Origin of the sequence: Psychrobacter nivimaris (genome assembly GCF_043419765.1) — a bacterium.
Lineage (GTDB): Bacteria > Pseudomonadota > Gammaproteobacteria > Pseudomonadales > Moraxellaceae > Psychrobacter.
The window spans coordinates 176,866-187,267 of sequence record NZ_JBHOFX010000005.1; the positions used below are offsets into that span (position 1 = coordinate 176,866).

Here is a 10,402-nt window from a genome sequence, read left to right on the forward strand (position 1 = left end):
AAAGCCCCGTAAATAATTTACGGGGCTTTTTAGTGTTCGTTATTTAGTACTTACCACTGAGCGACTGTTTTAACTGTAGGTTTAATACTGAAAAATACGCACTGTTAGTGGATGCTTTTCTTAGCAGCTTCATTATTAGTAGTTGAATCACTCTGCTCGCTAAAGTGTTGAGTGACCTCAGCACGTAGCCAAGACTTTAGGTTTTCAGACATCAGCATCATTTGCTCGCTTAAATAGTCATCGACCTGTGTTTCTAGCTCGCGGATTAGCTGTTGGTGTGTTGCATCTAGCTTCGCATCTTTTAAGGCCAAATTAATCGCTGCACTGGCTTTATTATTAATATCTTTAATGTGGTTATCGCTAAGCGTATGTGCCTGTTCGCTAATGGTTTTGTTATCAGCATTTTTATTATCGCTAGTATTACCTTCAGTATTTTTTGCTTCTGATGCGTCTTTTTCAGTCTTTGCACTAGAATTATCAGTAACAAAATCGTCAGTAACAGCGCTATCTGCCACGACTTTATCTGTGTTTACTTTAGCTACGTCGGTAGCAGCCATTTCTTTGTCGTTGTCTGTCTCTAACGCTGACTGTTCATTTTTTCCTTGTTCTTTTTGAGTCGCTTCTGCCTTGCGTGTGGCTTCTTCTGCTTCTTTTTGCTTCTGTTCGGCTTCTAGCTTTTGTTTTGCAGCTGCTGCGTCTTCTTGTTCTTGTTTGTCCGTGATTGCTTTAGCAATGGCTTGCTCGGCATTGTAGTTGTCATATAGCTCGTCTACATGCGCATCCAAATCATGGGTATTAAAAGTAAAGTCTTCAAATGAGGTGTCAGATTGCAGCAAGGTAGTGATGTCTTTTAGTTCTTGGGTAATCGCTGCGCGTACTGGCTCAGGTGCACACGTCCAGCGTTGATAAAACTGATGGGAAAATGAGTAGCTTGACATGGTATCTTCCATAAATGTTCCAAAAATTACCCCTTATCATACGCAAGTACGATAAGGGGCTGCAAGTGGACAAACGTAGCAAATCTGACACCAACGTTACAACGCATTCATTACAATGCGCTGCGAGGTAGTTGGGTGGCTGTTATTGATTGACAGGCCAGCGAGCAAATACCAATGAGCCATTGGTACCACCAAAGCCAAAGCTGTTGGATACTGCATATTGCAAGTTATCAACTTTGCGTGATTGGTTAGCCACATAATCAAGGTTACAGTTGTCCTCGATATCATCTAGATTGATCGTAGGTGGTACATGCTGATGCTGTAACGCTAGTACTGTAAAGATGGCTTCAACTCCGCCAGCAGCACCAAGTAAGTGACCGGTCATCGATTTGGTCGAACTAACTAAGATGCTGTCTTTTACAGGAGAGAACACAGTTTCGATAGCAATAGACTCAGCCACGTCACCCGCAGGGGTACTAGTACCATGAGCGTTGACATAACCGACGCTTGATGACTCGATACCAGCATCGTTTAGTGCATTTTGCATCGCTCTTGCCGCACCGCTACCGTCTTCTGGTGGTGCAGTAATATGACTGGCGTCATCACTCATACCAAACCCGACTAGTTCTGCCAATATCGTTGCACCGCGCGCTTTAGCATGAGCAAGGCTTTCTAATACCACCACGCCAGCACCATCACCAAGGACAAATCCGTCACGACCTTTATCAAAGGGACGTGAGGCTTTGGTTGGCTCGTCGTTGCGCGTAGAGAGTGCGTGCATCGCACTAAAGCCAGCTATACCAAGTGGGCTAGAGCCTTTTTCACTACCGCCTGCCAGCATAACGTCGGCATCACCGTAAGCAATCAAACGAGCGGCAAGACCCATGGCATGAGTCGCCGTGGTGCAAGCTGTTGATGTCGCAAGGTTTGGGCCTTTTAACTTATGCTTAATCGCTACTAGTCCAGCGGCCATATTGACGATAGAGCCTGGAATGATAAAAGGTGAGACTTTGCCTGCGCCTTTTTCGTGTAGGGTATCACGGCTGTTTTCAATTGTTTGAATACCGCCAATACCTGAACCTAAAATAATACCAAAGCGATCTTGGTCAACGCCTTGCACAGGTGCATCAGCAGCACTGACTTCATCAATAAAACCAGCGTGCTTTAGAGCCATGGCAGAAGCGGCAACCCCATAATGCATGAACTCATCATAACGACGTGCATCTTTAGCATTCATATATTGCTTAGCATCAAAATCTTTGATTACGCCTGCGATTTGCGCACGGTAGCCGGTGGCATCGAAATGCGTAATCGGTGAGATACCACTCTCGCCATTGAGCAATTTGGTCCATGAGCTATCGACGTCTAGACCGAGCGGCGTAATGGCGCCCATACCTGTGACTACCACACGCGTATCATCAGAACGCTCGTAGTGAGGTGGTTTTTGACGCGATTTATGTACAGGTGCTGCAGTCATATTATTTGTGTCATCAGTGGTGGCTTGGTCGATAGGTGAACTACTATTCTGGCTCATGCGATATATCCTATACTTACAGGTCCTAAGAGGATGGCGTTTCAAAAGTCATTATAAAACACATAGGTGCACGTATGTAAACTAAAATTTAACTGGTCAGGCAAAACATACTTGGCCCAATACCACGCCTTTATTTGCACCGGTTACCGCCGGTAAATTACCAGTTTCACCCATCAATGTTTGTCTAGCCAACCATGCAAAAGCAACGGCCTCGACCCATGTTGGCGCAAGCCCTAAATGTTCAGTGGTTTTTACTGGGCAATGGGGTAGGTGTGCTTGCAGGCGTGCCATTAAATAGTCATTCAATGCGCCGCCACCGCAAACATAAACCGAGCTGTTTTTTGAATGACTGATAAACGTATTGATTTGCATACTGGCACTGATAGCCGTTAGCTCAGTTAAGGTTGCTTGCACATCGGCTGCTGAATAACTGATGTTAGCATTGGCTTGCTCAAAAGCCTGTAGCTCACCCTGCAACCAAGTTAAATTAAAGTCCTCACGGCCAGTGCTTTTTGGATGAGACTGAGCAAAAAACGGATGTGCCAAAAGTTGCTGTAATAATGGTTCAATGAGTGTTCCAGACTGTGCCCAAGCGCCACCTGCATCATAAGCATTGTCGGTATGCAAAGATATCCACGCATCCAATAATAAGTTGGCAGGTCCAGTATCGTAACCAACAACTTGAATTTCTTCACTGGCTGGCAAGACGGTTATATTGGCAATACCCCCTAAGTTTAATAGCACACGTGTGCTATCGGGATTGGCAAATAATGCCTGATGAAATGCAGGTACTAAAGGCGCGCCTTGACCACCAACTGCCATGTCACGACGTCGGAAATCATTGACCACGCTGATGCCTGTGCGCTCAGCGATGATATTGGCATCGACCAGTTGCAACGTGAATCCCATCTGCGGGCGATGGCGTACGGTCTGTCCATGACAGCCAATCGCTAGCACTGACTCAGGATCGGTATTTGATTGCTGCAATAGCGTATTGACCACTTCGCTCGCGAACTCAGCGTACGCACGACTTGCCCAGCCGAACCAATCCAATTCACTGTTTGGTCCATCGGCCTCTGGTACGAGTTGATTCACACCATTCGGCTGACATAATGCCAATAATACTTCACGCAGACGTGACGGAAAATCTTGGCTATAGGTCGCCAGTAGTTGCATCGGCGGTTGAGTGTTGTCTTCGTTGCTCATCGCAGGATTAAACTGACAAAGCACCGCGTCCATACCATCCAAACTGGTGCCAGACATCATGCCGATATATAAGCCATCATCGAAGCTTTCAAACACGGTTTGCTCAAGGGCATCGGTCAGGGTGGCGTAGTTCGAATCATCAAAGGTCAAATCATCAATATCGTCTGAAGGGTTATCCAAACCATTATTCATAAGCAAGTCTGCGAGGGCATTATGGTCAGTATCAGCAATCGATGCGGGGTTGGTCATGGCAATTTACCTTAAAAAACGCTAGTATATCCGTCAAATTCTAGCATTTTTTCTGACCTTTTGAGGTTCTAAACTTCCTAAGGTGTTGAGCCAGTAACCGTCATTCATAAAAATCCCAATTAAAGTGATATATAGAGAGCATCATGACCAATCAAACTTACACCCTAGAAGAACAACTGGCCCTTATTCAGCGCGGTACGCAAGAGATATTATCTGAAGATGACTTAGTGGCTAAGCTAAAGCTAAATCGTCCACTACGTATCAAGGCCGGCTTTGATCCTACCGCACCTGATCTGCATTTGGGTCACACGGTATTGATCAATAAACTTAAGCATTTTCAAGATTTGGGTCATGAGATTTATTTTCTAATCGGTGACTATACGGCCAAGATTGGTGACCCTTCTGGCAAAAACAGCACGCGTCCACCGTTGACTGATGAGCAAATCAAAGCCAATGCCACGACTTATGCTGAGCAAGTATTTAAAATCTTGGACAAAGAAAAAACTCGCGTAGTCTTTAACTCTGAGTGGTTCAATGACATGAGCGCCGCTGACATGATTCAACTAGCCAGTCAGCAAACCGTTTCGCGTATGCTAGAGCGTGATGACTTTTCAAAACGCTATGCATCACAAACGCCCATCTCAATTCACGAATTTCTTTATCCGTTAGTACAAGGCTACGATTCTATTGCCCTAAAAGCTGATGTTGAGCTTGGCGGTACTGATCAGACCTTTAACTTGCTAATGGGTCGCACGTTGCAAGGACGCTATGGCCAAGAGCCGCAAGTTTGTATTACTGTACCAATTTTAGAAGGGCTGGATGGTGTCAATAAAATGTCCAAATCACTGGGCAACTATGTCGCTATCTACGACGCACCAGGTACCATGTATCAAAAAATCCTGTCGATGCCGGACACACTGATCCATCGTTACTTTGAATTTTTAAGCTTTAAGCCAATGGAAGAAGTGGAAAGCTTGATGGCAGACATGGAAGGTGGCCGTAATCCACAAGAAGTCAAACGTATCCTAGCCGAAGAGTTAATCGAGCGTTTCCATGATGCTGATGCCGCTGCTAATGCGCACAAATCTGCCGGTAACGTCTTAGCGGATGGCGAGCTACCAGTTGACTTGCCAGAAATCATGTTAGATCTAGAAGGGCAAGATGCGTTATTTATCACTCAGATCCTGAATCAAGCTAAGCTCGCTAAAAACAACTCAGCTGCCAAAGACATGGTAAAACGTGGCGCGGTAAAAGTAGATGGCGAAGTCGTTGATGGCGGCTTTAGTCTAACCTCAGGTCAGACGGTCGTGATTCAAGCAGGTAAAAAGGCTTATGCGAAAGTGACGGTTGGTTAGATAATCTATAAAAATGATTAAGAGCGAGGTCGGCAGTCATTGTCGACCTTTTTTATGAAGCGATTGGCAACCATTTTTAATAGTAGGAGTTTGCTATGACTAAAACTATTCCCCAAGGCATTTACCGCCATTATAAAGGCAGCTTGTATCAAGTATTGCATACGGCGCAGCATTCAGAAACCGAAGAGTCGCTAGTGGTATATCGTTCTCTGTACGGTGAGTATGGCGTGTGGGTCAGACCGCTTGCGATGTTTGCTGAAACGGTCACGGTCGATGGTAAGGAAATTCCGCGATTTGAATTGATTAAACCATTAAATGATTAATACTTAGCCACTAATTTAGATTGAATTTAGCACATAAAAAACGACCCGTTGAGGTCGTTTTTTTTGTGCATTATCGCAAACTTACAATTAAGCGTTCAGAAACTCTTTCAATACTTTATAAAAACTAACTGGTGCATCCATCGGTACAGCATGTCCTGATGTCGGCAAAATAATACTGTGCGCATTGGGCAGCAGAGTGGTCAAACGCTGTTGCCACTCTGCATTATATAACTGCGAGCGCGCACCAATCAGTAAGGTAGTCGGAATATTGACTGTTGGCAAAACCTCGCGGTAATCGTAGGGCAGTGCAACATACGCAGATAGGCAGCGCAGTTTGTGTTGCCATGTCGCGTGCTGCATTAGTGAGATTTTGTGTGGTGCCCGATAACTGAGGGCTTTTACCAATAATTGCGAAGGTTTACTACTGACAGAGAGTAGAGAAAAAGAGCGTTCCATGTCTAACAAATTCACTTTTAATCGATAGGGCAGGTGACGGAAGTCAACCATTTGCTCGGCTTGTAGATAAGGAGCAGTGTCGGTAATTAACTGTGTAAATTGCGCAAACAATTCGGTTTGTCGTGTACCAAATACACCGCCACCTTGCCAGTCTGGCTGATTATGAATAATCGGTGCTTGATCAATGTTCAGATAGTGACTGACGCGCTGAGTACCAAAGCGCTGAAAATACGCCCACATGACTAATGCTCCCATCGATATCGCGGCAACAGGAAAAGCCTCAAAGCCAGTCTCTTTACTCACGTATTCAAACACATCTTGGGTATCCTGTGCATATTGCTCAATAAAATCAAACGTTGGCAACGTTAGATGACTGGCCAAACCAAACCCTCTAAAATGCGGTAAGTAAAAACAGTAGTGCTGAATGAGCGGTAAAATAAATGGCAAAAATTGCCTCGCATCCATACCAAAAGCATGCATTAATAGGACAGGCTTACCTTCGCCAATGACAGAGACGGGCAGCAACGTTCCATCAGCTGTTTGGACAGTAATGGTCTTTAGCTGGTAGGGAGTAGGAAAGGGTATGAGGTCTTTTTTCATAGAGTGATATCTCTTTGATTTTTTAAGCTGTCTCGGTCAATTTAGCTAAAAGAGTATTGCGGTAGAGTACACCGCTACAAAATAGTTATACCGCGAATAAAAGACTGCTATATTAAAGCTGTCGCCTGACCATAGCATAGAATTTGGCTAGCGGTAAAAGCAGTAGCGTTAACTGACAAGGATATAAGTGCATGAGCAGATCAACATTGCCATTACTCGATAGTAGCCTGTATCCACAAGTATGGCAGCAGCAGACATTTACTAGTCCGCAGGCGCTTTTGCTATCGATGTTATCTGCTACTTTGAGTAGAGAGGTCACAATTGATGCCAGTGCTTTTACCAAGCAGTTATTGGCAGACGATGTCTATCAAGAATGGATTAATACTACGGTGTTCGGGCGTTATTTGCATCGTAACTTTACCGCATTTTATCAGCAGACAGAAGACAGTTTTAATACAGACATGCCTGCATTGTTCCGACAAGAATTAGTACGCCATGCGCAGTATTTACCATTAGGTCAGGTATTGTTTTTTGCAGGAGATATGCCCAAAAGTGTAAGACAGACGAAGACGTTAACCACTACGGTGAATCCAGCAACGGCAATAATAAATGCTCAAAATCTGGCACAAAAGCTGACCGTGAATACTTCAAAGTTAATCATTAATCAGATAACTATTACAGGTAAGCAAGTATTGGGGTTTGCGATACGTCATAATAAACGTACTAGCGAACGTCTGCGCAACGAAGTACTGATTTTGGACTTTCAGGATTTGCGTTTGGTCAATGAGCAAGCTATTGAAGACATAAAAAAAAGCAATATAGATGACTCTATATTGCTTCGGTCTTATGAGATGCGCTAACAAGGTTCGATGTTGATAAGTGATACATCGATAATCAACGCCAATACGTTAACTAATAAGGCAAATAGTATTAATTTTGCTTGGCAATCGTTAATCCATTATAGGTCTGGGCAACTGGCATTACTTCGAGGCGATTAACGTTGATATGAGCAGGTGACTCAATCAACCATAATAAAATATCACCGATATCTTCACCTGTCATAGTTTTAAAGCCATCATACACCTTGGCAGCTTTGTCATCGTCGCCGTGATAGCGCACGTTTGAAAACTCAGTGCCAGCCACATTACCAGGCTCAAGATTGGTCACACGCACTTGAGTACCAATCAGATCCGCTCGCAAGTTTAAGCTGAACTGTTTTACAAACGCTTTAGTTGCGCCGTAAACGTTGCCACCAAAGTAAGGCCAGCTACCAGCTATCGAACCGACATTAATGATATAACCGCTATCGCGAGCTACCATTGCTGGCAAGACCGCATGGGTCAACGCCATCAAGCCTTTAATATTGGTATCAGTCATACGCATCCAGTCATCAAGACTGGCCTTGTGCGCAGGCTCTGTACCCAGTGCCAATCCTGCATTATTAACCAAGACATCGATTTGTTTAAAATCATCAGGCAAGTCAGCAATGATTTGCGGGATAGAAGCTGTATCACTCACATCCATAACCACGGGCAAAAAAGCCTCACCTAAAGTTTCTGCCAAAGCATTCAGTTTATCAAGGCGTCTGGCGCAACCAATCACACGATGGCCGTTAGCAACCAAACGTTCTGCCAACGCTTTACCAAAACCCGCGCTCGCTCCTGTAATCAATACGTTCATGATCTGTCCTTATTATTGATGTTGTCTGCTGTTGCCATAATTTTGATGATGGCTTTATTTACCCTAATGCAACTTATCTATTCGATAACTGCTTACCAAAAATCTTATCACCAGCATCGCCTAGACCTGGGATGATGTAACCGTGCTCATCCAAATGGCTGTCTAATGCAGCGGTATAGATAGTCACGTCAGGATGCGCTTCGTTTACCAAGCGTACGCCTTCAGGTGCAGCGACCAATACCAATGCTTTAATGTTAGTACAGCCATTTTTCTTTAACATCTCAATGGTCGCAACCATTGAGCCGCCTGTGGCTAGCATTGGATCAATGATCAGCGCAGGACGTTTGTCCATGTGGCTCACGAATTTTTCAAAGAAAGGGACTGGCTGCAATGTTTCTTCATCACGTTGTAGACCGACCACAGAAATCTTAGCAGTAGGGATTAAGTCGAGCACCCCATCAAGCATGCCAATACCTGCGCGTAAAATCGGTACGATCGTCGCCGTCTTACCGATGATTTGCTCACCAGTGATTTCGCCACACCAGCCTTCCATTGGGAAAGTCTCGATCTCAAAATCACGGCTTGCTTCATAAGCCATCAAGCGCGCAAGTTCTTTGGTCAATGTACGAAATTTATAAGTACTACAGTCTTTTTCGCGCATAAGGCTGAGTTTATGACGGACTAGTGGATGATCGATTACCGTAATTTTTAAATCGCTGTTTAAGTCACTCATAAGTACTCTCTTGGTTTCTTGTCTGATGCTTGCGCAGTTACTGCGGTTGCTATTAGTATAAAAGATACAAACACTTACCGCACTTTAACCATATCCTTAGCTTATAAATAGTAAAGTTAAATCCTTCACAATCAAGCTAATTAACTACTTTGCGAAAGTGCTCATTTATCGCAATGACAATATTTGCGTTCACAGCTGCCATCAAAGCCTAAGCAATTCAGGCTAAGTAAAATGATATCGCGCTGTCTTAAGTCAACTGATTGAACCGACTAAGTTTGACTATATAACGTGATTATAAGTGAGGTAGTGTTTAGACTTGCTATGATACCAAAAAAACCGCTTTTCTGACGAAGAATATCATGACTATAAAAACACCAAGCACTCAAAAAACCACTGATACTGAATCGAAATTGTCTAATGACAAAGCCACAGAGCTTGAAACTCACCCCTTTGAGCCTGTCTTACCGCCCAATGCCACGGTCATGATGATGGGTACTTTTCCACCGACTAGTGATAAATGGGCAATGAGCTTTCATTATCCCAATTTTTATAATGATATGTGGCGGATATATGGCCGAGTATTTTTTGATGATGCTGACTACTTTAGAGTAGGCGATGAAAAACGCTTTGACCCTGAACGTATCCAAAATTTCATGTTTGAACGCGGCATTGCTTCTTGTCCGACAGTAAAGCAGGCCATTCGTGAGACGGGCAACGCTTCGGATAAAAATTTAACGGTGGTCACTCCTGTTGATCTAGAGGTTATCTTGCCGCAAGTGCCAAAGGTAGAGTCATTGTTTACGACAGGAGGCAAGGCGACCGAAGTACTACTTGGTTTATTAGACGAGCCAATTGCCAAATCAAAGCATCCAAAAACCAATCAAAGTATGGATTACCCTTATCAATGGCAGAGTACAGATAACCAGAAAGCTGATGTGAATAACCTAACCTTATATAGATTACCGTCGACTTCACGTGCTTATCCATTATCGTTGGATAAGAAAGTAGCGGCGTATAAAGCATTTTTTGAAAAGATGGGTAAGTTATAAAGTGACAATAGAGAGATGGTTGCACTAATAGAAGATAAAGCTTAAAGATAGTAAAAGGATTTATTTAATAAAGCTGAACATTTTTGATATTAGAAAGTATAGTAAAGAGCACATTTATAGGCAGTCTTTAGACTTATTGAAATTAACTAAAATATAACCCATTGAAAAGGATACAGATTTATTCATCTCCTAAAATAAGATTAAAAACATTAATAAAACGGGTTGACACAAAAGATAAACCGTCTATAATACGCACCTCATCAAGACGAGCTGGAAGTA

10 protein-coding genes are annotated in these 10,402 nt (G+C 43.5%); 4 read left to right on the top strand and 6 right to left on the bottom strand.

What is annotated here, in order from left to right; genetic code table 11:
- Positions 1–104: 104 nt before the first annotated feature.
- From ACHEVO_RS12130 to ACHEVO_RS12140, 3 genes are all read right to left on the bottom strand, one after another.
- The gene (locus ACHEVO_RS12130; RefSeq protein ID WP_394125087.1) at positions 105–950 is read right to left on the bottom strand and encodes a hypothetical protein; all 846 of its coding nucleotides are present in this window, start codon (positions 948–950) and stop codon (positions 105–107) included.
- A 130-nt stretch (positions 951–1,080) separates the two neighbouring features.
- The gene (gene fabF / locus ACHEVO_RS12135; protein ID WP_394125098.1) at positions 1,081–2,415 is read right to left on the bottom strand and encodes a beta-ketoacyl-ACP synthase II; all 1,335 of its coding nucleotides are present in this window, start codon (positions 2,413–2,415) and stop codon (positions 1,081–1,083) included.
- A 153-nt stretch (positions 2,416–2,568) separates the two neighbouring features.
- Entirely contained in the window at positions 2,569–3,927 is a 1,359-nt protein-coding gene (locus ACHEVO_RS12140; RefSeq protein ID WP_394125088.1) for an anhydro-N-acetylmuramic acid kinase, read from the bottom strand.
- A 143-nt stretch (positions 3,928–4,070) separates the two neighbouring features.
- Between ACHEVO_RS12140 and tyrS the strand changes: the two genes are divergently transcribed.
- Together tyrS and ACHEVO_RS12150 are read left to right on the top strand one after the other, a co-directional pair.
- Positions 4,071–5,282, top strand: a complete 1,212-nt coding sequence (gene tyrS / locus ACHEVO_RS12145; RefSeq protein ID WP_394125089.1) for a tyrosine--tRNA ligase — start codon at positions 4,071–4,073, stop codon at positions 5,280–5,282.
- A gap of 95 nt (positions 5,283–5,377) precedes the next feature.
- The gene (locus tag ACHEVO_RS12150) at positions 5,378–5,605 is read left to right on the top strand and encodes a DUF1653 domain-containing protein (RefSeq protein WP_296210216.1); all 228 of its coding nucleotides are present in this window, start codon (positions 5,378–5,380) and stop codon (positions 5,603–5,605) included.
- An 87-nt stretch (positions 5,606–5,692) separates the two neighbouring features.
- Here the strand turns inward: ACHEVO_RS12150 and ACHEVO_RS12155 are convergent, their stop codons facing one another.
- The gene (locus tag ACHEVO_RS12155; RefSeq protein ID WP_296210219.1) at positions 5,693–6,661 is read right to left on the bottom strand and encodes an alpha/beta fold hydrolase; all 969 of its coding nucleotides are present in this window, start codon (positions 6,659–6,661) and stop codon (positions 5,693–5,695) included.
- A gap of 191 nt (positions 6,662–6,852) precedes the next feature.
- Between ACHEVO_RS12155 and ACHEVO_RS12160 the strand changes: the two genes are divergently transcribed.
- On the top strand, positions 6,853–7,521 hold the full coding sequence (locus ACHEVO_RS12160) for a hypothetical protein (protein WP_394125090.1): 669 nt from the start codon (positions 6,853–6,855) through the stop codon (positions 7,519–7,521).
- Between the two features lie 70 nt (positions 7,522–7,591).
- On the opposite strand, the gene ACHEVO_RS12165 is transcribed toward ACHEVO_RS12160, so the two are convergent.
- Together ACHEVO_RS12165 and upp are read right to left on the bottom strand one after the other, a co-directional pair.
- Positions 7,592–8,341 (bottom strand): SDR family NAD(P)-dependent oxidoreductase, encoded by a 750-nt coding sequence (locus ACHEVO_RS12165; protein ID WP_394125091.1) that lies wholly within the window; start codon positions 8,339–8,341, stop codon positions 7,592–7,594.
- 73 nt (positions 8,342–8,414) lie between these two features.
- Positions 8,415–9,074: a uracil phosphoribosyltransferase gene (gene upp, locus ACHEVO_RS12170; RefSeq protein ID WP_057761878.1), complete on the bottom strand. Its 660-nt coding sequence runs from the start codon at positions 9,072–9,074 to the stop codon at positions 8,415–8,417.
- Positions 9,075–9,433: 359 nt separating this feature from the next.
- On the opposite strand from upp, the gene ACHEVO_RS12175 reads away from it, so the two are divergent.
- Positions 9,434–10,123 (top strand): DNA glycosylase, encoded by a 690-nt coding sequence (locus tag ACHEVO_RS12175; protein ID WP_394125092.1) that lies wholly within the window; start codon positions 9,434–9,436, stop codon positions 10,121–10,123.
- Positions 10,124–10,402: the final 279 nt, after the last annotated feature.